Here is a 24,784-nt window from a genome sequence, read left to right as displayed (position 1 = left end):
GCGCTGCTCATTTGATGAGAATGGATTTGACGGTGGCGACGGCGCGTTCCACGTCCTGTGTCGTCATGGCGTAGAACATCGGCAAGGTCACGGTCAGGCGGCCGATCTGTTCCGAGACGGGGAACATGCCCTCGGTAAAGCCGCGTTCGCGGTACATGGTAAACAGGTGGATCGGTGCGTAATGATAGCCCGTTCCCACGTTTTGCTGCGCCATGGCCTGCATGAACGCGGCGCGCGTGCCGGGGCCGTTGTCGGGCAGGATGATCTGGAACAGATGCCAGTTGCTGTTTTCAAAGTCCTGCACGGGCAGCCGGGCGCCGCTCTGCGCTTCGAAGTCGCTGCCGAACTGCGCGAAATAGTGGCGCGCCAGCGCGCGGCGGTGGGCCGTGATGGCGTCGATATTGGCGAACTGGCCCAGGCCGATGGCGGCCATGATGTCGCTCATGTTGTATTTGCCGCCCAGCACGTCGACGTCGATGCCGTCGACGCCGCTGCGGGTGACACCCTGCAGCCGGTATTTCTCGGCCAGCTTCGCTTCTTCCAGGTTGTTCAGGACGAGGCAGCCGCCTTCGCCCGTGGTGATGTTCTTGTTGGCCTGGAAGCTGAACGAGACGAAGTCGCCAAACGAACCGATGCGCTTGCCCTTCCAGGTGGAGCCGAACGCCTGCGCCGCGTCTTCCACGACCCTTAAATTGTACTTTTCAGCAATCGCGTACAGGCGGTCCATGTCGACGGGCAGGCCGGACAGGTAAACGGGGATGATGGCTTTCGTACGCGGAGTGATGGCCGCTTCCAGCTTGTCGAGGTCGATATTCCGGGTGACGGGGTCGATGTCGGCAAACACGGGCGTGGCGCCCACTTCGATGATGACGTTGGCCGTCGCGACCCACGACACGGGCGTGGTGATGACTTCGTCGCCGGGGCCAATGCCGGCGATGCGCAGCGCGATTTCCATGGTGCACGTGCCCGAATTGAAGGTGCGCACGGGACGCCCGCCGAAATACTCGGACAGCTGGGCTTCGAATGCCTGCACTTTCGGGCCGCTGGTGATCCAGCCCGAGCGCAGCACCTCGCCGACGGCGGCGATGGTCGCCTCATCGATGGTGGGTTTGGAAAAAGGCAAAAAGGGCAGGGTAGAGGTCATGGGGCGCGGTTCTTGAGTCGGTATGGTGTCAGGGTATCTGTGTTGCCGAGGCTGCCGTACGGTGAAAAGCGACCGGCAGGCATGGCTATTTTATATCGTCAGTATGGCGGCGCAGCCGGTTCAGCGGTGAAAAAATCATGCCGATGCGGGGGCGGGGCAAGCTGGCCGGGGGCGCGATCCGTGCTGCCTCGCGCCCCAGTTAAACATTATTTGTTGGCAATGACCATGCGGCGCGCGTCCTCGGCAATGACACGCATGGGCACGCCACGTTGTTGCAATTCCTTGTAGCGGTCCAGGCTGATAATGGCCATGTCGCGCACGCCGGCGTTGGCATCGTTCGTCCATTGCGTGATGAAAGGCTCGATGTTCGGGATCGACAGTTCCGGCTGCTGTTTCAGGCCAAACGTGAATTCATCCCAGTAATCGACGAGGATCACGGGCCGCTGCAGATAATAGGTCAGCGACTGTTCGTAGATGCCGACCGAATAGAGCTTGGTATCGGCCGTCAGTTCGGCCTGGATCTGCGGCAGCATGTCGGTGCCTGCGCGGTTCTGGCCATACAGTTCGGAGCCGGCCAGGATGCAGTGCGTGGCCAGGAAGCCAGCGCCGGCGATCGTCAGCACCGTCATGTCGCGGCGCAGCTGGCGCGCATGCAGCAAGGCCAGGGCGCCGCCGGCCAGGGCGAAGAAGCCGGCCGCCATCAGCCATGGCTGGTAGCCTTTCAATGCGATCAATGCTGCCGGATCGCGCGCGCTGGCCTTGCTGAACGCGATCGGTCCGCCGATCAGGATGGCCGCGCCCAGCACGCACAGCAGGCCGGCGGCGAACACGCGCTGGCGGCGCGACGCCGATTCCAGGTACAGCGCCACCAGCAATGCCAGCGCCGGGAAGATGGGCACGATATAGCCGGGCAGCTTCGAGGTCGAATAGCTGAAGAAGAAGAAAATGAAGACGGCCCAGACCAGCAGCATCAAACGGGGCTGGAAGGCGCCTTGCTGACGCTGGAAGGCGGCGGCCAGGCTTTGCGGCAGCAGGCCTATCCATGGCAGGATGCCGGGAATGAGCAGCACGAGGAAGTAATACCAGGCGCCTTCGCGCTTGTGGCCCTTCATCAGGAAGCGCTGGAAATGCTCGTGGATGAAGAAGAAATGCGGCTGCTCCGGATTGCGCAGGGCGACCAGCACGAACCACGGCGTGGCGATGGCAAAGAACACCAGCAAGCCCTTGACCAGGTGCAGACGCGTCCAGATGCGCCAGTCGCGCGCACACAGCGAATACAGCACCAGCACGGCGCCCGGCAGCACGATGCCGATCAGGCCCTTGGCCAGCACGGCCAGCGCCATGGCGGCCCAGCAGGCCAGCATCCAGTTGCGCCGCTCCGTCGCCGTGGCGTCGTCGCGCTGGGCGATCAGCAGGCTGCCCAGGGTCAGGGTCATCATGCCCGACAGGCCCATGTCCAGCGAATTGATCTGGCCGGAAGCGAGCCAGAACAGGCTCGACGCCAGCACCATGCCCGCATACAGGCCCACGCGCGGGCCGAAGACCTTCTTGCCCGCATAGGCCGTCATGCACACGCCGATGATGCCGCACAGGCCGGTCCACAGGCGCGCCTGCCACTCGCCCAGGCCGAAGGCGGCGAAGGTCAGCGCATTCATCCACGTTTGCAGCGGCGGTTTTTCAAAGTACTTGATGCCGTTCAGGCGCGTAGTGATCCAGTCGCCCGTGACGAACATTTCGCGCGCCATCTCGGCGTAGCGGCCCTCGTCGGGCGGCACCAGGGTGCGCACGCCCAGCGCATACAGGGTGACGACGATGAAGATGCCCAGCAGGGACCACATCAGCACCCGCGACGAGTGCAGTTCGTTGACATTGATTTTCATGCAGGCTTGCCTGCGGCCGGGGCCAGGATCAGTGCCAGGGTGACTTTGCGGCCCTCGCCCATGAGGATGTTGTAGGTGCGGCAGGCAGCCTGGCTATCCATGCATTCGACGCCGATGCGGCGCATGGTCAGCGCGGCCGTCAGCTTCGGATGCACGAAGCGCTGGCGCTCGCCCGTGCCGAGGATGACCACGTCGGGCGCATCGGCCAGGATTTGCGCGAAATGCGCCTCGTTCAATTGTTCGAAACTGTCCACTTCCCACGCGCGCGGCGGCGTTTCCGGCATGACGATCAGGCTGTAGTTGTACGGCTGGGCATTGATCTCGACGCCGTTTTCGTCATAGCCGGTGACAGTCTGGTATTGTTGGGTGCTGCTGGCGTGGAGTTTCATGGCGATATCGGGGCTGGTCGTGTCGGTTGATCGGTACGCGCGCGGCCAAACTGGGTGCCGCGGCCAAGGGCGTAAGCATGCCATAAATGACAGAAAAGAGCGACTGAAAAGCAACATCCTTTCCAATTTGCAATGTTCGGCGCCACAGTGGCGCTGCATGCTGGCGCCATGGTAATGCTGCAAGATTAAGGGAAGATGAAGATGGCGCCCGCCCGATAGTCGTCCGGCTGCGCCGGCGTGGCAGAATCGGCGTCAAATGCTGCAGTTCGCCATGTTTAATTTGATAAAATGGCCTGTTTTCGGCGAGAATGGTTGTTTTCGCCTTGCAGTCTTTCGCATCGCAGTTTCACGGGTTCATAGTTCTGGCGCGGCGGCCACGCTGCAAGCTCAAGTCTCCGCGCCGCATCACGACAGGGATTTATTTTGCGACCGATTCAGAAATCGAATAAATTGGCGGACGTCTGCTACGACATCCGCGGCCCGGTCCTGGAAAAATCCAGGCAAATGGAAGAAGAAGGCCACAAGATCACCAAGCTCAATATCGGCAATCTGGCCGTATTCGGCTTCGATCCGCCCGACGAGATCGTGCGCGACATGATGCTCAATCTGCAGAACGCGGCCGGCTATACGGATTCGAAAGGCATGTTCGCGCCGCGCAAGGCCGTCATGCACTACACGCAGGGCAAGAATATCGCCGGCGTGACCATCGATGACATTTACCTGGGCAATGGCGCTTCCGAACTGATCGTCATGTCGATGAACGCCCTGCTCAACAGTGGCGACGAAGTGCTGGTGCCGGCGCCCGATTATCCGCTGTGGACGGCCGCCGTCAGCCTGTCGGGCGGCAATCCCGTGCATTATGTGTGCGACGAGCAGAACGAGTGGTATCCCGACATCGAGGACATGCGCCGCAAGATCACGCCGCAGACCAAGGCCATCGTCGTCATCAACCCGAACAATCCTACCGGCGCGCTGTACCCGGTTTCCGTGCTGCTGCAGATCGTCGAACTGGCGCGCCAGCACCAACTGATCATTTTCGCCGACGAGATCTACGACAAGGTGCTGTACGACGAAGCCGAGCACGTGTCGATCGCCTCGCTGGCCGACGACGTGCTGTTCATTACCATGAACGGCCTGTCGAAGAATTACCGCTCCTGCGGCTACCGTTCCGGCTGGATGGTAGTCTCGGGCGAAAAGCGCCACGCCAAAGATTACATCGAGGGCCTCAACATGCTGGCCTCGATGCGGCTATGCGCCAATGCGCCGGGGCAGTTTGCCATCCAGACGGCGCTAGGCGGCTACCAGAGCATACAAGACCTGGTGGGGCCCGGCGGGCGCCTGTTGAAACAGCGCGACCTGGCGCACAAGCTGCTGACCGATATCCCCGGCGTCACCTGTGTCAAGCCGAAGGCCGCGCTGTACATGTTCCCGCGCCTGGACCCGGAGATCTACCCGATCGCCGACGACCAGCAGTTTGCCTATGAATTACTGGCCGAAGCCAAGGTCCTGATCGTGCAGGGCACGGGGTTCAACTGGATCGCGCCCGACCATTTCCGCGTCGTCTTCCTGCCCAACTCCGATGACCTGACCGAGGCGATGGGGCGCATTGCGCGCTTCCTCGAAGGCTATCGCAAGCGTCACGGCCGGGGCTGAAAGCCAGCAGCAGCAATCTCGATCAACCTGGCGCCGCCCAAGGGGGCGCCACTTATGAGCAGTCAAGCACAACTATGAAATCCATCAAGATCGGCCTGCTGGGCCTGGGCAACGTCGGTTACGGCACGTTCAGCGTCCTGAAACGCAACCAGGAAGAAATCAAGCGCCGCGCGGGCCGCGGCATTGACGTCGTCGCCGTCGCCGTGCGCGACGTGGCGCGCGCCGAAGCGCTCGTCGCCGGCGGCTGCAAGGTCGTCAATGACCCTTACCTGATCGTCAACGATCCCGAGATCGACATCGTCGTCGAACTGATCGGCGGCTACGACCTGTCGAAAACCCTGGTGATGCAGGCCATCGCCAACGGCAAGCACGTGGTGACGGCCAACAAGGCGCTGCTGGCCGTGCACGGCAACGAAATCTTCGCCGCCGCCCAGGACAAGGGCGTGATGGTGGCCTTCGAGGCGGCCGTCGCCGGCGGCATCCCCATCATCAAGGCGCTGCGCGAAGGCTTGACGGCCAACCGCATCGAATGGATCGCCGGCATCATCAACGGCACCACCAATTTCATCCTGTCCGAGATGCGCGACAAGGGCCTCGATTTCGCCACCGTGCTGAAACAGGCGCAGGAACTCGGTTACGCGGAAGCCGACCCCACCTTCGACATCGAAGGCGTCGACGCCGCACACAAGGCCACCATCATGTCGGCCATCGCCTTCGGCATTCCGGTGCAGTTCGACAAGGCCTACGTGGAAGGCATCAGCAACCTCAATGCCGTCGACATCCGCTACGCCGAGCAGCTGGGCTACCGCATCAAGCTGCTGGGCATCACCAAGCGCGCCACCGTCAATGGCGTGGAAGGCATCGAGCTGCGCGTGCATCCGACCCTGATCCCGGCCAAGCGCCTGATCGCCAACGTGGAAGGCGCGATGAACGCGGTGCTGGTGCATGGCGACGCCGTCGGCGCCAGCCTGTATTCGGGCCGCGGCGCGGGCGCCGAGCCGACCGCTTCGTCGGTGATCGCCGACCTGGTCGACATCACGCGCCTGGCCACGGCCGACCCGGAACACCGCGTGCCGCACCTGGCGTTCCAGCCGAACGCGATGACCAACATCGAAATCCTGCCGATGTCGGAAATCACCACCAGCTACTACCTGCGCATGCATGTGGCCGACCAGCCGGGAGTGCTGGCCGACCTGACGCGCATCCTGGCCGAACGCGGCATCTCGATCGACGCCATGCTGCAAAAAGAGCCGGCCGAGGGCGAGACGCATACGGACATCATCATGCTGACGCACCAGACGCAGGAAAAGAACGTCACGGCCGCCATCGAGAAGATGGAAGCGTTGAACAGCGTGGTGGGCACGGTCACCAAGATCCGCCTGGAAAACCTCAGCTAAACGTTTTCAGCGATCCATGCAAAACGGCGCCCGCGGGCGCCGTTTTTTTATGCGTAATGTCGTCGGATTACGCCGCCGCACCGACGGGGCCCACGTCCATGCCGTCATAGCTGGCCAGCTGGTTGTCCTGCGCAAATGCCATCAGTTCGCCATTGCGCGCATGCAGGCTGTCGACGCCGTGCACTTCGGCCTTTTCCACGTGCAGCACCCACACGGGCGGTGCCGCCGGATCGTCGAGTTCCGGCTGGTACAGTTCCACGGGGCGGTAGCCCTGCAGCGCCAGCAAGGTGGCGGCCTGTTCCAGCGGCTCGGACGTCGGGTTGGTGAAGTAATAGCCCCACAGCAGCGGCTGGGACAAATCCCACGGCGCGTTCTCGGCGATATTGGCAAACAGTTCGGTTACGTCGTCTTTGGTCATCATGGCAAGGTGCCTTCTTAAAATCTCAGGGCGCGATCTTAGCATCCATGCCGCCTGCACGCCATTCGCCCATAAAAAAACCGGCTGTGCAGCCGGTTTCTTATCCGCCATTACATCGGCAGGAGATTCATTCGCGCAAGCGTGAATTAGAACTTGTAACGCAGGCCGATCGACAGCAGGTCAGCTTTCACTTTGGAGCCATCTTCGTTTGCTACTTTGCCGAAGTTTTCGTATTCCGCAACAGCCGACAGGTTTTTATTGATGTTGTAAGCAGCACCGATACCAAACAGGGCGGAAGTTTTGTTTTTCGACACGCTCTCGCTGAAATTGAGTTCGCTGACGGTGGCTTTGGTGCGGTTCTGCGATACGCCAGCCTTGGCGAACAGCGAGAACTGTTCGTTCAGTGGCAGGGTGCCGGTGGCGGCGACGTAGAATGCATGGCTTTTCACTTCCATTTTTCCGCCGTCAAATTTCTCTGTCAGTTTGCCGAAGTCGACATAGCCAGCTTCCGCGCCGAAGTTTTGCGTAAAGTCATAGCCAGCGTAAGCTTTGTAGCCGGTGTCGCTTTTTTTGATCGAATCAAATTCGTCCGATGCTTTCAATTCGGAACGGCCGACGTTAACGCCGACGTAAGCGCCTTCAGCTTGGGCGAACAAAGGGAATGCCAGGGCGGCGCCAACAACTACTGCAAACAATTGCTTTTTCATATTAATCCTAGATAATTAATGCGGGGAGACTGCCTCGCCGCTTAATGGGAACCGAATTGTATAGGGATGAATATGTTTATGTAAGGCAATTATTCAAAAAATATTACAAATAATGTACTTGTTGTTTTGGTGCAACATTCAATATCGAAGACATATCTGTCTGGCGCCTCATGCGGCGCCGCCGAAATGCACGCTGACCTTCAATCCGTGCCCATTCGCCGCCGTCGCCAGTTCCAGTCTGGCGCCGTGCAGGGCGGCGATGTCGCGCACGATGGCCAGGCCCAGACCGGCGCCGCCGGGGTTGCTCTCGAGCGCCGCGCCGACGCGGTAAAACGGCGTGAACACGCGTTCGCGCTCGGCCGGCGGGATGCCGGCGCCGCTGTCTTCCACTTCCAGCACCGTTTCGTTTCCATGACCGCCCGCGCGCACGCGCAGGATCACGCTGCCGCCCTGTGGCGTGTAGCGCAGGGCGTTGTCGACCAGGTTGGCGACCAGTTCGTGCAGCAGCAGCGCCTGGCCATGCACGGGCGCTTCGTCGGGCGCTTCCAGCGACAGGTCGATATTTTTGGCGACGGCGGCCATGGCCATTTCCAGTCCCACCTGCTGCGCCACATCGCGCAGCGCGACGGTGTCCATCGCCAGGTTTTCGCCGCCATGCTCGATGCGCGCCAGGGTCAGGAGGCGGTTGGCCAGCAGCACGGTCGAATCGGTGGTGACGGCGATCGAGCGCACGATGTCGCGCAGGGCGGCGATGTCCGGCGGCGCACCCGCCTGGCGGTCGCACTCGCGCATGGCCAGTTCGGCCTGGGTTTTCAGCACCGTCAACGGCGTGCGCAGCTGGTGCGAGGCGTCGGCGATGAAGCGGCGCTGACTGGCGATCAGCTGCTGCAGGCGCGACATGGAACCGTTCATGGCGCTCACCAGCGGACGCATTTCCTTGTGCACCAGCGCGGGATCGACGTCGGACAGGTCGGACAGGGTGCGCGTCTCGACTTCCATTTTCAGGCGCATCAACGGGCGCAGCACCAGGCGCACAGCAAACCACACGAGGGCGCCCATCACCAGCACCATCGCCGCCTGCCAGATCAGGGTGTCGAACAGGATCTGGTTCGACAGGCCGCGCCGCGCGTCCAGCGTTTCGGCCACCTGGATCAGGGCGATGCCGCGCATCGAGTCGTCGTACACGGGCTGCAGCAGGGCGGCGATGCGGATCGGCTTGCCGTGGTAGTCGGCGTGGTAGAAGCGCACCAGTGCCGGATAATTCTGCGAACGGGGCACGTTTTTCGGCACGGGCGGCAAGTCGCCGTAGCCCGACACCAGTTCGCCGTTGATGCCCGTGACCTTGTAGTAGATGCGGCCCAGGGTATCGGTCTCGAAGCTGTCGAGCGCCACATAGGGCACTTCGGCCACGACCTTGCCGTTGACGATGGAGACGCGCTCGGCCAGCGCCCGCGTCGACGCCAGCAAGGAACGGTCGTAGGCCATGTCGGCCGCGTCGAGCGCGTTGCGGTAGACAAAAACGGCATCGAGCAGCACCAGCATGACCAGCGGGATGAGCAGCCAGCGCAGCAGCTGGCTGCGCAGGCTGCCCAGCGGCCGGCCCTGCGCCCAGCGCCGGCGCAGGCGCTCGAACAGGGGCCGGCTGGGGGCGCGCACGGTCATTTTGAGGCGGCGGGCGCCATCGCGCTGCGCGGCTGCAGCAGGTAGCCGATGCCGCGCAGGGTGGTGATGACGGCGCCGTCGGGCGAACCGCTTTCCACGCCGTTTTCCAGTTTCTTGCGCACGCGGTGGATATACAGTTCGATGGCGTCCAGGTTGGCGTCGTCGGCCAGCGCGAAGACTTCGTCGAACAGCTTTTCCTTCGAGACGGCGCGTCCCGAGCGCGTGATCAGCGCTTCGAGCACGGCGTGTTCGCGCGGCGTCAGGGGAAAAGGGGCGCCGGCATAGCTGAACATGCGCGTGACGGTGTCGAAACTGAGGGCGCCGCAGGTGTGCACGAGCGCTTCGTTGCCCTGGCTGCGGCGTAGCAGGGCTTTCACGCGCGCTTCCAGTTCGGCCAGTTCGAACGGCTTGGCCATGTAGTCGTCCGCGCCCAGGTTCAGGCCCTGCACCTTGTCATCGAGGCCGCCGCGCGCCGTGAGTATCATGACGGGAGTCTTGCCGCGCGTGCCGCCGCGCGCGCGCAGGCGGCGCAGCACGTCCAGGCCATCCATCTTCGGCAGGGAGAGGTCGAGCAGCACCAGGGAATATTCCTGCGTATGCAGCAGGGCGTCGGCATCGGCGCCGTTATGGGCGGTCTCCACCGTCAGGTGCGCGTCGCGCAGGGCCTTTGCCAGCCAGTGCGACAGCTCCAGATGGTCTTCCACTAATAATATGCGCATGGTCTCCGCCATTCGTTTGAATTGGTGCAGTGTAAGCCTCTCGGCACGCCGCCGACAGGGGCCGCAATGAATTTGTTGGTATTGCCTGTGGCTGGCCGGCGACACCTGTCAGTCTGAAAGCGAATTGAAAGGATCACGATCATATAGTGTGATCCTGATTCATGAAATTGATCAGGCATATCACTAATAACTATATCTAAGGGAGACACTCTACATGAAGAAAACTGCATTCTCGCTGGCCGCCATGGCGGTACTCGCCGCCGCTGGCAGCGCCCACGCCCAGTCGAACGTCACCCTGTACGGCCGCCTGGACGCCGGCATCAGCAACACCAGCAACGCCGGTCCGAACAAAAGCTCGATGACGCAAGTCAGTTCGGGTGGCATGAACACCTCGCGCTGGGGCATCCTGGGCAGCGAAGATCTGGGCGGCGGCCTGAAAGCCGTCTTCAATCTGGAAGGCGGCATCCTGGTCGACACGGGCGCGGCCGACGGCGCGCTGTTCAAGCGCCAGGCCAACGTGGGCCTGGAAGGCGCGTTTGGCCGCGTCGTGCTGGGACGCTCGTTCACCACCGTGTACGACTTCGTGCTGCCATTCGATCCGATGGCCTATGCGCCGTTCTATTCGTGGGCCACTTCGGCCAACGCGTCGGGTCCGAGCAAGTATGGCATGACGACGGCCTTCGACAACATGGTCAAGTACTCGGGCAAGACGGGCGACTTCAGCTACGGCGCATCGTACGGCTTCGGCGAACAGTCGACGGGCAGCTCGGACAGCGCCAAGCTGTCGACGGCCGTTACCTACAAGACGGGTCCCGTCAGCCTGCTGGCCACGTATGAACAGGTGAACGGCAATGCCATCGCCGGCGGCGCGCGCGACAAGACCACCGTGTACCACCTGGGCGCCATGTACGACGACGGCCCGTGGAAAGTGCAGGCGGCGGCGCGCGACTACAAGCTCGATCCGGCAGCAGCCGGCAAGGCCGACGTGCGCGGCACCTTGTACTGGGGCGGCGTCAGCTACAAGACCACGCCGGTCATCACCCTGACGGGCGTGATCTACTACCAGGACGTGAAAAACGTGGCGGCGAGCCTCAATGCCGATCCGGTCATGTACGTGGCGCGCGTGCGTTATGCCCTGTCCAAGCGCACGGACCTGTACGTGGCCGGCGCCTATGCCAAGGCCAAGCACAACCAGCTGGTCAGCCTGTCGCGTGACGATGCCGGTTTCGGTGACACGCAGCGCGGCCTGATCGCCGGCATCCAGCACCGCTTCTAAGGCATGACGATGCCGCGCACCGCGTTCCTGTCGTTGCTGCTGTTGTCGGCGCTGCTGCCCGCGCCGGCAACAGCCGCCGCGCCTGAAGTCGATTGCGTGGTGCCGTCCAAGCCGGGCGGCGCCATGGACCTGACCTGCAAGCTGGCGCAGAAAGGGCTGCTGCAGCCCGATCCGGCGGCGCCAGCGCCGTTCGCGTCCTCGGTGCGCATCAGCTATCTGCCCGGCGGCATCGGCGCGGTGGCGTGGCGTTCGATGGGCTCGCAGCGCCGGCGTGCCGAAGCCAACACCCTGGTGGTATTTTCGGGCGGCTCGCTGCTGAATCTGGCACAAGGCAAGTTCGGCAACGCCAAGACGGGCGACGTGCGCTGGGTGGCGGCGCTGGGCGCCGACTACGGCATGATCGCCGTGCGCAGCGACTCGCCCTACAAGACCCTGGCCGACCTGATCGCCGCGCTCAAGCGCCACCCCGACAAGGTGTTGATCGGCGTGTCCGGCACCATCGGCAGCCAGGACTGGCTGAAGATGGCGCTGGTGGCGCGCAAGGCCGGCATCGACCCGAAAGTGCTGCGCTTCGTGGCACTGGAAGGCGGCGGCGAGATATTCACGGCGATGCAGGCCGATTACGTGCAGGTGATGTCGGGCGACACCTCGGAAGCGACCCTGAATGCGGGCGACAGCCATGCGCGCGTGCTGGCGGTGCTGTCGGAAAAGCGCCTGCCCGGCGTGCTGTCCGGCGTACCGACGGCGCGCGAGCAGGGCATCGATGTGGTGTGGCCCATCATCCGCGGCGTGTGGATGGGGCCACAGGTGCCGGAAGCGGATTACCAGCGCTGGGTGGCCAGTTTTGAACGCGCCATGGCCACGCCGCAGTTTGCCCAGTGGCGCACGCAGGCGGGCATGTATCCGTTCGCGCTGACGGGAGACAAATTGACGCAGTACGTGAACCAGGCGGTCGAACGCTATGCCAGGCAGGCCGCCGAACTGGGCCTGATGCGCTGAAGCCAATAGCAAACCATACAACAATCACAGACGGAGACAAACCATGCAAACCAAGACCATACTCGCCATCGCCCTGGCAGCCGCTTTCGCGGGTACCACCGGCGCCGCCTTCGCCCAGGTGCCGGCAGGTTATCCGGCCGACTACCAGAAGATCATCGACGCGGCCAAGAAGGAAGGCAAGGTGGTGATCTACAGCGCCACCGACAGCAAGGCCGCCGCGCCCCTGATCAAGGATTTCAGCGCGCTGTATCCGGGCATCTCGGTCGAATACAACGACATGAATTCGACGGAAGTGTACAACCGCTTCATTTCCGAAGTGGCCGCCGGCGGCAATACGGCCGACGTGATGTGGTCGTCGGCGATGGACTTGCAGATGCGCCTGGCCTCCGACGGCTACGCCCTGAAATACAAGTCGGTCGAAGCGGCGAAGATCCCCGGCTGGGCCATGTGGGACGACCAGGCCTACGGCACCACGTTCGAGCCGGCCGCCATCGTCTACAACAAGCGCCTGCTCGATCCGAAGGAAGTGCCGAAGAATCACGACGACTTCGTCAAGCTGATCGCCACGCCGAAATTCAAGGACAAGGTCACCACCTACGATATCGAAAAGTCGGGTGTCGGCTTCATGTTCATGGCGCAGGATGCGAAGGAATATCCGCAGTTCCTGGCGCTGCAAAACGCGTTCGGCACGGCCAAGGTGCGCGTGCAGTCGTCGACGGGCACCATGATGGAGCGCATCTCGTCCGGTGAAAACCTGATCGGCTACAACGTGCTCGGCTCCTACGCCCTGGTGCGCGCCAAGACCGATCCGTCGATCGGCGTGGTGCTGCCCAAGGATTACACCTTGATCCTGTCGCGCGTGCAGTTCATCAACAAGAATGCGAAGAACGTCAACGCCAGCAAGCTGTGGCTCGATTACATTCTGTCGCACCGCGGCCAGACCATCATCGCCAACGGCGCCAAGCTGTTCGCCATCCGCGCCGACGTCACGGGCGAAACGACATCGGCGGAACTGATCAAGGAAATCGGCGCGGCCAACGTCAAGCCGATTCCCGTGCACCCGATCATCCTGCAATTTCTGGGACCTGCCAAGCGCATGGCGTTCCTGAAGCAGTGGAAAGAGACCGCCGGCAAGAAGTAAAAATAGCCAATGCCGTCTTGGCCGCCCGCGAGCCTGGCTTGCGGGCGCACGCCGCACCCTTCATTCATTGGATTCATCATGCAAACTGCTATCTTGCCGCTGCCTGCACGGTCGCGCTCTCCCTTGTCGCGCCTGAACTGGCCGCGCGGCGTGGTCGTGGCGATCACGCTGGTCGCCATCTTCCTGCCGCTGTTCCTGATTTTTTACCAGAGCTTTTTGAACGCGCCGTTTTTCATGCCCGTGCGCGAATTTGGCTTTGATTCCTACCGTTTCATCTTCGATGATCCCGATTTCGCCATGGCCTTCAAGAATGGCCTGATGCTGGCCTTCGGTCTGACCGTGATCGCCGTGCCGCTGGGCGGCATGCTGGCCTTTTTGATGGTGCGCACGGACCTGCCTGGCCGCGGCTGGGTGGCGCCCATGCTGCTGGTGCCGATCTTTGTGTCGCCGATGGTGATGGGCTTTGGCTACGTCGTCTCGATGGGACCCGTGGGTTTCTACTCGATCTGGGCCAAGGAGCTACTCGGCTTCGTGCCGTGGAATATTTATTCCTTCACCAGCATCGTCATCATCGCCGGCCTGACGCACGTGCCGCACGTCTACCTGTACGCTTCGTCGGCCCTGAAAAGCCTGGGTTCGGACGTCGAGGAAGCGGCCCGCGTGGCCGGCGCCTCGCCGATCCAGGTGATGCTCAATGTGTCGCTGCCGATGATCATGCCGGCGCTGGCGTATGCGGGCGTGCTGGTATTTTTCCTCGGCTTCGAGGTGTTCGGCCTGGTGCTGGTGCTCGGCGATCCGGAAGGCCACCTGGTGCTGCCGACCTATCTGTACAAGCTGACGAACAAGCTCGGTACGCCGTCGTATCACCTGATGGCCGCCGTCGCCGTCTGCCTGGTGATGGTGACCATGCCGCTGGTGATGATACAGCGCTGGCTGCTCAAATCCGCCAACAAATATGTGTCGATCAAGGGCAAGGGCGCGCGCAGCAAGGCCATGCCGCTGGGCCGCTGGAAGTGGCTGGCGTTCGCTTTGCTGGCGGGCTGGCTGATCTTCACCATCATCCTGCCGTTGACTGGTATCGTGCTGCGCTCCTTCGTGCAGTACTGGGGCGAAGGCGTGCACCTGGCCGACGTCTTGACCTTGCAGCATTTCCGCGACATTTTCGACCAGCCGTCGCTGGTGCGCGGCATCGTCAACACCATCCTGATCGGCGTCGTCGGCGGCGCGCTGGCCGTCGGCTGCTACAGCTTCATCGCGCTGGCCATGCACCGCAAGCAGGACGGCATCACGCGCCTGCTCGACTACAGCGTGCTGGTGCCGCGCGCCGTGCCGGGCCTGCTGGCCGGCCTGTCGTTCCTGTGGGTCTTCCTGTTCGTGCCGGCCTGGCTGGACGGCATCTTGAAAGGCATGGACAACGGCGTGGCCCTGTGGCTGAGCGGTCATGTGATCCCCGTGCTGCGCGAAGTGCGCTCGACCATCTTCGCCTTGTGGCTCGCGTATTCGGTGGTGTGGATGGCCTACGGCATGCGCCTGATTTCCACGGCGCTGCTGCAGGTGGGGCCGGAGCTGGAAGAGGCGGCGCGCGCCGTCGGCGCCAGCCGCGGCCAGGTGACGCGCGACGTGACCCTGCCGCTGATCAAATACGGCTTGCTGGGCGCCTGGCTGATGGTGTTCCTGATCTTCGAGCGCGAATATTCGACGGGCGTGTACCTGCTCTCGCCGGGCACGGAAGTGATCGGCGCCATGCTGGTATCGCTGTGGGCAGGCGGCTCGACCGACCTGGTGGCGGCGCTGTCCTTCATCAATATCACCCTGGTGGCCATCGGCCTGGGCATCGCGCTGCGCTTCGGCGTGAAGTTGCATAACTAATTAGAAAATGAGACCACATCATGAATGAATTGACCGTCAATGAACTGCACCTGGACTACGGCACGGGCGCTGCCGCCAACCAGATACTGAAGGGTGTCTCGATGCACCTGCAAAAAGGCGAAGTGGTCGCCCTGCTGGGGCCTTCGGGCAGCGGCAAGACCACCTTGCTGCGCGCTGTGGCGGGACTGGAAAGCCCGAAGGCGGGCACGATCCAGATCGGCGAGCGCAATGTCTTCGACGGCGCGCAGCATTTCGAGATGCCGGCCGAGCACCGCAACCTGGGCCTGGTGTTCCAGTCGTACGCGCTGTGGCCGCACAAGACCGTGTTCGACAACGTCGCCTATGGCCTCAAATTGCGCAAGATGGGCAGCACGGAGATCGCCGCGCGCATCAAGGAAGTGCTGACGCAGCTGGGCCTGGGGCACTTGGGCGAACGCTATCCGCATCAGCTGTCCGGCGGCCAGCAGCAGCGCGTGGCGATCGCCCGTGCGCTGGTGTACAACCCGCCCGTGATTCTGCTCGACGAACCGCTGTCGAACCTGGACGCCAAGCTGCGCGAAGAAGCGCGCGCCTTTCTGCGCGAGCTGATCGTGCGCCTGGGGCTGTCCGCGCTGATGGTGACGCATGACCAGGGCGAGGCGATGGCCATTTCCGACCGCATCCTGCTGCTCAATAACGGCAAGATCGAGCAGCAGGGCACGCCGCAAAGCATGTATGAAACGCCCGACACCCTGTTTACGGCCGAGTTCATGGGCAGTAACAACCGCCTGCCGGGCAAGGTGGTGCAGCGCGATGGCAGCGCCGTGCGCCTGCTGGTCGACGGCGCCTCCATGCAGGGCGTGGCGCGCGGCGCCAACGTGGGCACGGAAGTGACGACCATGATACGCGTCGAGGAAGTGAAGATCAGCGCCACGCAGGTGGACAACGCCATCGAGCTGCCGCTCCTGACCTGCATGTACCTGGGCGACCGCTGGGAATGCCTGTTCGAGCGCGGCGGCGCCGAGAACATCAGCCTGCGCGCGTATTCGCGCCACAAGCTCGACGCGGGCAAGTACTGGCTGCACATGCCGGCCGATAAGCTCTGGGTGTTTTAACGGTGCCGTGGTGGCCGCGCTGGCGCGCCTTTGCTGCCGCGCTGGCCGCCGGGCTGGCGGGCGCCGCCATCTGCCTGTGGCTGCACACGCCGCTGCCGTGGATGATCGGCCCCCTGTTTGCCACGGCCGCACTGCGCCTGGCAGGGCGCGAACTGGCCTGCCCCGTGCGCGTGCGCGAGGCGGGCCAGTGGGCCATCGGCACGGCCCTGGGCCTGTATTTCACGGCGCCCGTGCTGGCCGTCCTCATTCTCTATATGCCGTGGATCGCCGGCGCCGTGCTGTTCGCGCTGGCGCTGGGGGCGTCCGGCGCCATGCTGCTGCGGCGCCTTTCCGGCGTCGACCAGGCCACCGCCTTTTTTGCCATGGCCGTCGGTGGCGCGTCGGAGATGGCGGTGCAGAGCGAGCGCCATGGCGCCGATGTGGGCAAGGTCGCCGCCGCGCACAGCTTGCGTATGATGCTGGTGGTGGCGACTATTCCCTTCGGCGTGCGCTACTGGGGCAGCCATGGTCTGGCCGCGGGGCATGAAAGCTTCGTGCCGGGCGCCGCGCTGGTCGACTATGGCGGGCTGACGCTGCTGGTCGGCATCACGGTGCTGGCGGCCCTTGCCTTCAAACGGGGCCAGTTGCCCAATGCCTGGGTCATCGGCCCGCTGCTGGCCGCGCTGCTGCTGACGGCGTGCGGTATCCATCTGTCGCGCCTGCCAGAATGGATGATACGCGCGGGCCAGCTGTTCATCGGCATCGCCCTGGGCACGCGCTTGAGTCCCGCCTTCCTGCATGCCGCTCCCCGCTACCTGGCCGGCGTTGCCCTGTGCAGTGTCCTGATGCTGCTGCTGGCGGCCGCCTTCGGGCTGGGCTTGGCGCACTGGCTGGGCATCCACCCGGGCACGGCCATCCTGGCCACTTCACCCGGCGGCATTGCGGAAATGTCGCTGACGGCCAAGACCCTGCAGTTGGGCGTGCCCATCGTCACGGCGTTCCACGTGGCGCGCATGGTGGTGCTGGTATTGCTGACAGGTCCGCTGTTCCGGCTGCTGCAGCGCCCTTAGTTCCGTACGACGATTTCCTGCACCTGCGGTTCGCGCTGGCGCATGAAGCGCACGATGGAGTCGACGGTGACGACGTCGATCTGGCGCGTCATGCGGCGCTCGAACGGGTGATCGTCGAAGGCGATATTGGCGCGGAACATGCGCGCGCCCAGTCGCGTGGCGGCGGGGATGCTCAGCGTTTGCGGCGCGTAGCTGGCGCTGCGCAGCCAGCCTTGCGCTTCGGCGCGCGTTTCGATCTTGCCAGGCTCGTTGCTGGCGGCGGCCAGGGTTTCCAGCACCCACTGGTTCGAGTTCTGGTACTTGGTGGAAAACGGGTAGGCCAGCATATTGTAGTGCGGCTCATGCAGGCGCTTGGGCGTGTTGCTGGTCAGCAGGCGCACCAGTTGCTGCTGCGTATCCTGGCCGGGAATCAGGATCAGCGTTTCGTACATGAACACGTCATCCATGAAGAAATTGCCCAAGCCTTCGTTGTACAGCGACGACTGCGCCGTGCCGCATTCATTGAGTTCATGCACCACCAGCCAGCGGCCCTTCGGGTGGTCGCGCCAGGCCAGCGCCATGTGCGAATAGCGCAAATTGTACTTCGACAGGTCCTGGCCGGCGCGCGCCACCAGCGCCACCTGCGCGCCCGAGGCGTCGAGCGCCTGCAGGGTCTTTTGCGCCAGGTCCATCGATTTGACGAGGGTGGTCGCATCCGTTTGCTTTTCCTCGCACGAGCGCCCCGCATGGGCGGTGCCGGCCAGGGCCAGGCTGAGAACAATGACGGTCAGGCGTTTCATGGGGTTCACGCTTTCGAATGGTGGAGGATGGCGTTGCCGGCCGCGTTCGGCACATAGGCGATGGCCTTGCCCGACAGCATCAGCATGTGGCCCGTCGAGACGGCCACTACCTTGACGGCCGTGCCGGCCGCCAGCGACAGGCCTTGCATGGCTTTCTGGCTCAGCTTGACGGAGGCCGTAGCCGCCTGCGAGGCACCGTTGGCCGCGCTTTTGAGCACGAGCACGCTGCCGTCGGCCACGTCTTCCACCTTGTCGATGACGATTTCACCGGCGGCGGCCAGCACCGACATGGAGCCGACCAGCACGATGGCCGAGACCATGCTGGCGTTGTCGGACGCGTTGGTGGTATCGGAGTTGGCCTGGGCCAGCGGCGCCGTGGTGGCGGCGCACAGCAGGGTCATGGCGAGCAACTGTTTCATGGAATTTCCGTTCTTCATGGTGGTTACACTTTGGAATGGTGCAGCAGCGCCTTGCCCAGTTCGTTCGGGATGAAGGCGATGGCCTTGCCGGAAAGAACCAGCATGTGGCCGGTGGACAGCGCCACCACATTGACCACGGTGCCGGCCGCCAGCGACAGGCCCTTGGCCGCTTGCGTGCTCATCTGGATGGATGCGCCGCCCGCTTCGGAAGCGCCTTTCAGCACGATGACGATGCCTTCGCCCACTGTTTCCACGCTGGCAACGACGACCTGGCCGGAGGCGACCAGCATCGACATGGACCCGGCGACGACGATGGCGGAACCGTCGCTGAGGTTTTGCGAGCCTTTCGACAGGTTCTCCGAGGCGGCGGCGTGGACCAGGCCGGGGGCGGCCACGGAAAGCGTCAACAGCGACAAGGACAGGCAGAGGGGCAGCAGGCGTTTCATGTGTTTCTCCTTCAAGTGTGCCAAGTGGCAACGCCATCATTGTAGACTGTGGGCAATTGGTCAATGAAAACGCTACTCGTAGCGGGCAGGCATACCGCAGGTAGCGTATTGCGCTACTTTTTTGCCGCCTGAATCAATGCTATTTTTATAAAGGAAGTGCATGCCGCAAACCCACGCCCTGATCGAGGCCTTGAAACGCTTGTTGAAAGCGCGTTCCGTCACGTATGCCGAGCTGGCCCAGCGCATCGGCGTGTCCGAAGCCAGCGTCAAGCGGATGTTTTCGCAGAAACAATTTACCCTGCAACGGCTGGACCAGATCCTGGTGGCCATCGGCAGCGATTTCCAGCAGCTGGCGCTGGCCGTGCAGTCAGCCCAGGCCGCGCCCACCCTGATCACGGGCCTGACGTATGCGCAGGAAAAGGAAATCATCGAAGACACCCGGCTGTTCGTGGTGGCCGTCTCCGCCCTCAACCTGCTGCCGCTGGAGCAGATCGTCGCCATCTACGACATCAGCGAAGCGCAAGCCGTGAAATACCTGCTGCGTCTCGACAAGATCGGTTTTCTGGAACTGCTGCCGAATAACCGGGTCAAACTGCTGGTGGCGCGCACGTTTGCGTGGATACCGAACGGTCCGATTCACACCTATTTCAAACAGGAAGCCTATGGCGACTACCTGAATTCGCAATTCGATGGCGAAACGGAATTGCTGCGCCTGGTGAACGTGATGCTGTCGAAGAAATCCACGGCAGCCTTGCTGGAGCGCTTGAAGCAAGTGGCGGTGGAATTTTCGCAGCAGCACCAGGAAGACGCGCGCCTGCCTGGCGACGAGCGTCTGGCCATCAGCTTCATGCTGGCGGCACGTCCCTGGATGCCGCAGACGTTCAAGGCGCTGCTGCGGCAGTGAGGCAGCAATGTCGCGGCCAAGCGGCTAATGTTCCTGCTTGTCCGTACTGCTTTGTTCCTCTTTCATTTGCGTCAGCAGGCGCCAGGCAAAAAAGCCCAGTACGGCCACGCCCAGCAGAAGCGCGGCCCACAGTGCGGCCAGGCGCCACGGTGCCCCGTCCTTGGTGACGCGTGGAGGGGCTTCAGCGCCGGCGTTGGTCTGGAGCGGGCCGGCGCTGGCCGTCTTGAGCGCCAGCAATTCGTCTGCCTTGAAGCCGGGCGCCACTTGCGACAGCGGCTGCGCGACGGCGGCGGCGTTGCTGTTGCCGAACGCCAGCTGATAGGGCGGCTTGCCGTTGACCAGGAAGACGACAGTGGCCGGTGTCCAGCCCAGGCGCAAGGCGGGCGCATTGCCGGCGGCGAGCGGCTGTTCCGTGGATGTCTGCAATACCCATTCGCCGGTCTGCGTCACGGGCATGGCCAGGTCGCCCGAGATCCGTTCCTTGCCATCGAGGCCGATGCGGTAAAACGTCGTGCTCAGCAGGGGATCGAAATACGCGCCTTGCGCGGGACGCGCCTGCTGGCGCAGGTGCAGCCGGTGCCGGGGAACATAGCTGTTCTGGCGATACACGCCCAGGGTCACGGGCAGCACCGTATTGGTCTGCGTCAATTGCAGGGCGATGCTGTCGGCGGGAATGGCGAGGGGCGTGGCGTAGCGCCATTCATTCGCCTGCTTGCCGGGCAAGCCTTGCAGCACGACGCTGGCGCGCGGCGCGGCGATGTCCGTTTCGCTGACGGCTTGCGCCGTGATCGCCGCAAAGGCCAGCGGTTCGCCCGCTTGCCAGCTCAGGCGCGCATAGCGAAACGCGCGCGGCGCAAAGGCGATGCTGTCATTGGCCAGGGTTTGCGTGTCGCTGTTGCTGAGCCAATTCAGGGTGGTGGTGCCGATGGCGTCCCATTGCTTCAGGTCGTCGCTTACTTCCAGCAGCACTTGCGCACTGTAATTGTCCGTGCGGGCCGGCGGCGTGAAGCGCAGGGCGGCGATGCGCTTGTCTTGCCCTTGCTTGCCCAGGTCGAGGATCAGCGCCTGCAGCGCCGCCGTGGCCGCTGCCGTGCCGGCGCGGGTGCTGACCGACAGCAGCCGGCCATCGTCTGCCGTGCGGATATCGATGCCTTGCAAGCCATCGCCAGTTGCCGGCGCGCCCGTCACGGGGAAGATACGGGCTGGAATGTTCGTGCGCTGCGTGGCCGATTGCGCCGGTGGTGCACCGATGGCATAGGCCAGGCGCTTGCCGTCGGCGTCGAACAGGCGCACGTCGGCCAGGCTGGCCGAGCTGGCGTGCAGGTAGACTTCCCTGGGCAACGATAGCTGGACGATGCCCGCGCCCGTCGGCACCTGCACGGGCATGCTCCAGGCATAGTCCTGCGGCCGGTCCTGGCCAGGCGCGGCCAGCGCGGCGCTTGCCGCCAGCAGGCTGCAACAGATCAATATGGGTTTCATGCGGCTCCCGGGTGCGGTTCGGCCGGCGCTGTCGCGGCAGCCTTGGGAAAAGGTGCCAGGTAGCCGATCAAGACCATCAGCAAGCCGACACCCACGAAAGAGATGATGCGTTCGATGCCGCCCACGTTCGACAGGTCGATCAGGAACAGTTTCAAGACAACCAATCCCAGCAGCACGGCGCCCATGCTCCATTGCTGGCGCCGCTGCTGGCGGGCCGCATGGCGCATCAGCAGCAGGGCCGTGACACTCCACACGAGCGACAGCATCGCTTGCACGAACTGCGAGGCCAGCATGGCGTCAAAGGTGTACGGCACGCCGAGGTAGTGCGAGACCGTGCGCAGCAGCATCAGGTTGAACCAGCAATACAGCAAGCACGCGGCCACGACGGGCAAGCGCGCCTGCCACAGGGGCGGCAGCGGGATCTGTCCGGCCGGGAATAAACGGTAGCTGGCAATGGCCAGCAGCACGGCAAAGCCCGTGCTCAGGTCCAGCGGATTGAGCAGCGGCAAGTAGGGCAGCGGTGCCATGGCGCCGTCGTCAAAGACGTTCCATGCGGCGATCAGCAGCAGCGACCACAGCGCGCCCAGCGGTATCAGGGTGCGCTGGTACCACGCGGCAATCGGCGCCACCGGCCAGGCGCCAGCGCGGCAGCGGCGGATCAGCCAGGCCAGTACCAGCATCATGGCCCAGGCCGGCAAGTAGCGGGCCCAGGCAGGGCTGACGCTGTCTTCATGCTGTGCCAGCCAGGCGCTGACGTGCATGGCGCCCACGGGCCACAGCATCAGCCATGGCGCGGCCGTGCGCAGCGTGTGCAGCAGACGCTGCGCCCGCACATCGAGTGGCCAGCCCGCTTGCGGCCAGGCCCGCAGCAGGTATTCGCCGGCCGCCAGCGCGCAGGCCAGCGCCAGCCAGCTCAAGCCCGTCGGCAGATAGTCGCGCAGGTACAGCGCCAGCAGCAGGTTGGCGCTCCACAGGCCCAGGCCGAGCCAGGCGGCCACGGTCAACCAGCGCAGTTGTGGCCAATCGAGACGCCGGGCCACGATGGCGAACACGGGCGTCGTAACGCACACGGCGATCAGGTACAGCGCCAGCCAGTGCTCGCCCGCGTGCGGCTGCATGGTCAGGTCGCCGTCGATCAGACGCAGCAGCCAGCTGACGAGCGGCATGAGGATGGCGGCAAACCACAGCAGGCCGCTCCAGACCAGCAGCGGGCGCGTTACCAGGGCCAGCAGTTCGTCGCCGCCGCGCGCGCGCAGCGCCAGGAAACGGGCGCTGGCAAAGGCGGCGGCGCCCAGCAGCAGGGCGCTGAGGAAGGAACCGCCGAACAGGCTGGCCGGATGCTGGTCCCAGGCCCAGCTGGCGTGGCTGAGCATGACCATGCCGGCCAGTACCTGCACGGCCAGCAGCAGCGCGCGCGGCGCATGCCATTGCTCGCGCCGCGCCAGCGCCGCCAGCAGGGCCGCCACTGCCAGCGCGCTGATCGTCAGCAGGTTCAGTTGCGTGGCGGCGTCCGTGCGCAGCAGGATTTCGCTCCAGATACCGCCCAGCAGCCAGACCGTGGCGGCTGTCAGGAACAGCACGGACATGCTGCTCATGAACTCCGGATGCAAGGGGCTGCCATGGCGGCGGAAATTGTAGGCCATCACCAGCGCGGCGGCGGCCAGCAGCGCGCAGCCGAGCCAGATGTTGGCCTGCAGGGCCAATGCCGTATTGAGTTGCTGCATGGCGATGAGGAAGGCAATCCACGCGGCCCCCTGCACCAGCAGGCCGAAGGCCCAAGCCAGGGTCTGGCGCTGGCGCAAGCCGACCCAGACGATGCCCGCGCCTTCCAGCGCCCAGGCGGCCGACGTCCAGCGGCCATCGAGGGCGAACGGGATGGCCAGCGTGCCGAAGACGATGCCCAGCGCGAGGAAGGCTTCGGCCAGCAGTTTGAAGCCGTTCCTGCGCCACAGGGCCACGGCCAGCCCCGTGTACGTCAAACCGGCGGCCAGGGCGGAAAACGCCAGGCCAAATTTAAAATTCCAGACCAGGCTGTATTGCAGGCCCATGGCGGCCAGCGGCGTGCCGAACACGAGCGTGCCATCCACGTAGTGCTTGAGGCGCGGCGCCTGGCGTGCGCAGTAGGCGATCGCGATGCCGATATAGAACAGCACGAACAGGATCAAAAACAGTTGCGTCGACAGGTAGTTGTCCGGGGTGTAGCGCAGCAGGCCCCAGGTGGTGGCGACGACGAAGGTAAAGCCAAAGCTCAGCACATTCAGGACGCGCCAGGCGCGTTTCAGGGCGATGGCGAAGACGCCCGCATTGAGCAGCGCGTAATAGCTGAACAGGCCGATATGGTTGCCGCTGCCCGTCGATACGAGCAAGGGCACGGCAAAGCCGCCGACGATGCCGAAGACGGCCAGCCAGACGGCGTTTTGCAGCACGGCCAGCAAACACGTGAACGCCGTCAGCACGAACAGCACGGCAAACGCCAGGCCGGCCGGAATCAGTTCATACAGGCGGAAGGCGCCGAACGTCACCAGCATCAATATCGCCAGCGCCGTGCCTTGCAGCGGCAAGCTGATGCCGGGACGCTTGACGCGGATGCGCCAGGCCCAGGCCAGCAGGGCGATGTCGGCCAGCGCGATGCCGGCCAGGCGCAGTTCGATGGGCAGCGTGACCTGCGCCGACACATACTTGAGCAGGAAGCTGACGCCGAGGAAGAGGATCAGCAAACCCAGCTTGGCGACCAGGTTGCCGGTAAACAGCCAGTTCTTCGCCTTGGCAAACAGGCCATCCGGGCGCGCGATCCAGGACGGGGTATTGGGAGCGGCGGGGACGGGTTTGGCGGGAGCCGGCGGCGCCGGCGGCGCAGGTTTGGGCGGGGCTGCCGCCGGCACTGCCGGCGCCGCCTTTGCCAGTTCGACCGGCTCGATCATGGCCGCTTGCGGCACCGGTGCAGGTGTCGGCGCGGAAACAGGCACAGGCGCCGGCACAACACTCTCTACGGCGGGCGGGGCAATTGGCGCGTCGGCCTGGCCTTCCAGCGCTTGCAGGCGCTGCTGGATGCCGTTGACTTCCTTGCGCAGGCGCGCCGTCAGCAGCTCCAGATCGGCCACCTTTCTGCGGTATTGCAATGCCAGCACGAAGGCGGTAATCAGCAAGCCTAGGATGAACAGCGTGATCAATCCAAACATGGAGTAGCTTTCCTGGAAGGGCAGGGCGAAGGCGCCCGAAGTATGCGCACATTACCTTATTATCAAGAGACTGGCGATTTCTGTTGCGTCATGGCAAGTGCCAGGGGCGGCGTCAGGAAGACATGGCCAGCATGGCGTGGCAGGCTGTTTCCCGTATTGACGCCAAGCAATATGACGACAT

At 63.8% G+C, this 24,784-nt stretch carries 21 protein-coding genes; 9 read left to right on the top strand and 12 right to left on the bottom strand.

Annotation, left to right across the window (positions count from 1 at the left end):
* Positions 1-7: 7 nt before the first annotated feature.
* From AC1Q6X_RS02140 to AC1Q6X_RS02130, 3 genes are all read right to left on the bottom strand, one after another.
* Positions 8-1,144 carry a DegT/DnrJ/EryC1/StrS family aminotransferase gene (locus AC1Q6X_RS02140; protein ID WP_492494789.1) on the bottom strand — a complete coding sequence of 379 codons (1,137 nt, stop codon included), beginning with the start codon at positions 1,142-1,144 and terminating at the stop codon, positions 8-10.
* A 206-nt stretch (positions 1,145-1,350) separates the two neighbouring features.
* The gene (locus tag AC1Q6X_RS02135) at positions 1,351-3,024 is read right to left on the bottom strand and encodes a glycosyltransferase family 39 protein (RefSeq protein WP_492494787.1); all 1,674 of its coding nucleotides are present in this window, start codon (positions 3,022-3,024) and stop codon (positions 1,351-1,353) included.
* The gene (locus AC1Q6X_RS02130) at positions 3,021-3,413 is read right to left on the bottom strand and encodes an Mth938-like domain-containing protein (RefSeq protein ID WP_070219140.1); all 393 of its coding nucleotides are present in this window, start codon (positions 3,411-3,413) and stop codon (positions 3,021-3,023) included. The genes AC1Q6X_RS02135 and AC1Q6X_RS02130 overlap by 4 nt, the downstream gene beginning before the upstream one ends.
* Before the next feature lie 423 nt (positions 3,414-3,836).
* Between AC1Q6X_RS02130 and AC1Q6X_RS02125 the strand changes: the two genes are divergently transcribed.
* Both AC1Q6X_RS02125 and AC1Q6X_RS02120 read left to right on the top strand, forming a co-directional pair.
* Positions 3,837-5,066: a pyridoxal phosphate-dependent aminotransferase gene (locus tag AC1Q6X_RS02125; protein WP_034750427.1), complete on the top strand. Its 1,230-nt coding sequence runs from the start codon at positions 3,837-3,839 to the stop codon at positions 5,064-5,066.
* A gap of 74 nt (positions 5,067-5,140) precedes the next feature.
* Complete coding sequence (locus AC1Q6X_RS02120) at positions 5,141-6,463, top strand: homoserine dehydrogenase (protein ID WP_070311119.1); 1,323 nt, start codon at positions 5,141-5,143, stop codon at positions 6,461-6,463.
* Between the two features lie 67 nt (positions 6,464-6,530).
* On the opposite strand, the gene AC1Q6X_RS02115 is transcribed toward AC1Q6X_RS02120, so the two are convergent.
* The 4 genes from AC1Q6X_RS02115 to AC1Q6X_RS02100 form a co-directional block, all read right to left on the bottom strand.
* Positions 6,531-6,884 carry a ribonuclease E inhibitor RraB gene (locus AC1Q6X_RS02115; RefSeq protein WP_121670160.1) on the bottom strand — a complete coding sequence of 118 codons (354 nt, stop codon included), beginning with the start codon at positions 6,882-6,884 and terminating at the stop codon, positions 6,531-6,533.
* A gap of 143 nt (positions 6,885-7,027) precedes the next feature.
* Positions 7,028-7,588, bottom strand: coding sequence for an outer membrane beta-barrel protein (locus AC1Q6X_RS02110; protein ID WP_070290554.1), 561 nt, complete (start codon positions 7,586-7,588; stop codon positions 7,028-7,030).
* Between the two features lie 168 nt (positions 7,589-7,756).
* A complete protein-coding gene (locus AC1Q6X_RS02105) occupies positions 7,757-9,244 on the bottom strand; it encodes a sensor histidine kinase N-terminal domain-containing protein (RefSeq protein WP_492494784.1) in 1,488 nt (495 codons plus the stop codon).
* A gap of 2 nt (positions 9,245-9,246) precedes the next feature.
* Positions 9,247-9,969 (bottom strand): response regulator, encoded by a 723-nt coding sequence (locus AC1Q6X_RS02100; RefSeq protein WP_070219206.1) that lies wholly within the window; start codon positions 9,967-9,969, stop codon positions 9,247-9,249.
* Between the two features lie 214 nt (positions 9,970-10,183).
* Between AC1Q6X_RS02100 and AC1Q6X_RS02095 the strand changes: the two genes are divergently transcribed.
* From AC1Q6X_RS02095 to AC1Q6X_RS02070, 6 genes are all read left to right on the top strand, one after another.
* The gene (locus tag AC1Q6X_RS02095; RefSeq protein ID WP_492494781.1) at positions 10,184-11,245 is read left to right on the top strand and encodes a porin; all 1,062 of its coding nucleotides are present in this window, start codon (positions 10,184-10,186) and stop codon (positions 11,243-11,245) included.
* A 3-nt stretch (positions 11,246-11,248) separates the two neighbouring features.
* A complete protein-coding gene (locus AC1Q6X_RS02090; protein ID WP_492494779.1) occupies positions 11,249-12,244 on the top strand; it encodes a Bug family tripartite tricarboxylate transporter substrate binding protein in 996 nt (331 codons plus the stop codon).
* 43 nt (positions 12,245-12,287) lie between these two features.
* Positions 12,288-13,385 carry an ABC transporter substrate-binding protein gene (locus AC1Q6X_RS02085; protein WP_070219147.1) on the top strand — a complete coding sequence of 366 codons (1,098 nt, stop codon included), beginning with the start codon at positions 12,288-12,290 and terminating at the stop codon, positions 13,383-13,385.
* Between the two features lie 78 nt (positions 13,386-13,463).
* Complete coding sequence (locus AC1Q6X_RS02080) at positions 13,464-15,254, top strand: ABC transporter permease (RefSeq protein ID WP_070219148.1); 1,791 nt, start codon at positions 13,464-13,466, stop codon at positions 15,252-15,254.
* Positions 15,255-15,274: 20 nt separating this feature from the next.
* Positions 15,275-16,348 carry an ABC transporter ATP-binding protein gene (locus tag AC1Q6X_RS02075; RefSeq protein ID WP_070219149.1) on the top strand — a complete coding sequence of 358 codons (1,074 nt, stop codon included), beginning with the start codon at positions 15,275-15,277 and terminating at the stop codon, positions 16,346-16,348.
* A 2-nt stretch (positions 16,349-16,350) separates the two neighbouring features.
* Positions 16,351-17,397: an AbrB family transcriptional regulator gene (locus AC1Q6X_RS02070; RefSeq protein ID WP_070290559.1), complete on the top strand. Its 1,047-nt coding sequence runs from the start codon at positions 16,351-16,353 to the stop codon at positions 17,395-17,397.
* On the opposite strand, the gene AC1Q6X_RS02065 is transcribed toward AC1Q6X_RS02070, so the two are convergent.
* From AC1Q6X_RS02065 to AC1Q6X_RS02055, 3 genes are read right to left on the bottom strand one after another with little or no spacing between them, the layout of a single operon-like run.
* The gene (locus AC1Q6X_RS02065; protein ID WP_492494776.1) at positions 17,394-18,176 is read right to left on the bottom strand and encodes a DUF2145 domain-containing protein; all 783 of its coding nucleotides are present in this window, start codon (positions 18,174-18,176) and stop codon (positions 17,394-17,396) included. The two genes, AC1Q6X_RS02070 and AC1Q6X_RS02065, sit on opposite strands and share 4 nt — an antisense overlap.
* Positions 18,177-18,181: 5 nt before the next feature.
* Positions 18,182-18,595, bottom strand: coding sequence for a hypothetical protein (locus AC1Q6X_RS02060; RefSeq protein WP_230505773.1), 414 nt, complete (start codon positions 18,593-18,595; stop codon positions 18,182-18,184).
* A 23-nt stretch (positions 18,596-18,618) separates the two neighbouring features.
* Complete coding sequence (locus tag AC1Q6X_RS02055; protein WP_230505774.1) at positions 18,619-19,041, bottom strand: hypothetical protein; 423 nt, start codon at positions 19,039-19,041, stop codon at positions 18,619-18,621.
* A 160-nt stretch (positions 19,042-19,201) separates the two neighbouring features.
* Here AC1Q6X_RS02055 and AC1Q6X_RS02050 point away from each other — a divergent pair, with 160 nt between their 5' ends.
* Positions 19,202-19,945: a helix-turn-helix domain-containing protein gene (locus tag AC1Q6X_RS02050; protein WP_230505775.1), complete on the top strand. Its 744-nt coding sequence runs from the start codon at positions 19,202-19,204 to the stop codon at positions 19,943-19,945.
* Between the two features lie 24 nt (positions 19,946-19,969).
* Here AC1Q6X_RS02050 and AC1Q6X_RS02045 read toward each other — a convergent pair whose 3' ends face one another.
* Positions 19,970-21,424, bottom strand: coding sequence for a DUF3999 family protein (locus tag AC1Q6X_RS02045; protein ID WP_492494773.1), 1,455 nt, complete (start codon positions 21,422-21,424; stop codon positions 19,970-19,972).
* The gene (locus tag AC1Q6X_RS02040; RefSeq protein WP_492494771.1) at positions 21,421-24,603 is read right to left on the bottom strand and encodes a DUF2339 domain-containing protein; all 3,183 of its coding nucleotides are present in this window, start codon (positions 24,601-24,603) and stop codon (positions 21,421-21,423) included. Before AC1Q6X_RS02040 ends, AC1Q6X_RS02045 begins: the two co-directional genes overlap by 4 nt.
* Positions 24,604-24,784 lie beyond the last annotated feature (181 nt).

Source organism: Janthinobacterium sp. GW823-FHT06H09, assembly GCF_058794735.1.
This window is presented reverse-complemented; position numbering and strand designations above follow the sequence as displayed.

Bases quoted from the DNA above. Each gene is read 5' to 3' on its own strand.
- AC1Q6X_RS02130 (WP_070219140.1), bottom strand. From the start codon at position 3,413: ATGAAACTCCACGCCAGCAGCACCCAACAATACCAGACTGTCACCGGC.
- AC1Q6X_RS02110 (WP_070290554.1), bottom strand. From the start codon at position 7,588: ATGAAAAAGCAATTGTTTGCAGTAGTTGTTGGCGCCGCCCTGGCATTC.
- AC1Q6X_RS02040 (WP_492494771.1), bottom strand. From the start codon at position 24,603: ATGTTTGGATTGATCACGCTGTTCATCCTAGGCTTGCTGATTACCGCC.
- AC1Q6X_RS02100 (WP_070219206.1), bottom strand. From the start codon at position 9,969: ATGCGCATATTATTAGTGGAAGACCATCTGGAGCTGTCGCACTGGCTG.
- AC1Q6X_RS02050 (WP_230505775.1), top strand. From the start codon at position 19,202: ATGCCGCAAACCCACGCCCTGATCGAGGCCTTGAAACGCTTGTTGAAA.
- AC1Q6X_RS02120 (WP_070311119.1), top strand. From the start codon at position 5,141: ATGAAATCCATCAAGATCGGCCTGCTGGGCCTGGGCAACGTCGGTTAC.
- AC1Q6X_RS02140 (WP_492494789.1), bottom strand. From the start codon at position 1,144: ATGACCTCTACCCTGCCCTTTTTGCCTTTTTCCAAACCCACCATCGAT.
- AC1Q6X_RS02080 (WP_070219148.1), top strand. From the start codon at position 13,464: ATGCAAACTGCTATCTTGCCGCTGCCTGCACGGTCGCGCTCTCCCTTG.
- AC1Q6X_RS02135 (WP_492494787.1), bottom strand. From the start codon at position 3,024: ATGAAAATCAATGTCAACGAACTGCACTCGTCGCGGGTGCTGATGTGG.
- AC1Q6X_RS02065 (WP_492494776.1), bottom strand. From the start codon at position 18,176: ATGAAACGCCTGACCGTCATTGTTCTCAGCCTGGCCCTGGCCGGCACC.
- AC1Q6X_RS02095 (WP_492494781.1), top strand. From the start codon at position 10,184: ATGAAGAAAACTGCATTCTCGCTGGCCGCCATGGCGGTACTCGCCGCC.
- AC1Q6X_RS02085 (WP_070219147.1), top strand. From the start codon at position 12,288: ATGCAAACCAAGACCATACTCGCCATCGCCCTGGCAGCCGCTTTCGCG.
- AC1Q6X_RS02060 (WP_230505773.1), bottom strand. From the start codon at position 18,595: ATGAAACAGTTGCTCGCCATGACCCTGCTGTGCGCCGCCACCACGGCG.
- AC1Q6X_RS02055 (WP_230505774.1), bottom strand. From the start codon at position 19,041: ATGAAACGCCTGCTGCCCCTCTGCCTGTCCTTGTCGCTGTTGACGCTT.
- AC1Q6X_RS02090 (WP_492494779.1), top strand. From the start codon at position 11,249: ATGACGATGCCGCGCACCGCGTTCCTGTCGTTGCTGCTGTTGTCGGCG.
- AC1Q6X_RS02115 (WP_121670160.1), bottom strand. From the start codon at position 6,884: ATGATGACCAAAGACGACGTAACCGAACTGTTTGCCAATATCGCCGAG.
- AC1Q6X_RS02075 (WP_070219149.1), top strand. From the start codon at position 15,275: ATGAATGAATTGACCGTCAATGAACTGCACCTGGACTACGGCACGGGC.
- AC1Q6X_RS02045 (WP_492494773.1), bottom strand. From the start codon at position 21,424: ATGAAACCCATATTGATCTGTTGCAGCCTGCTGGCGGCAAGCGCCGCG.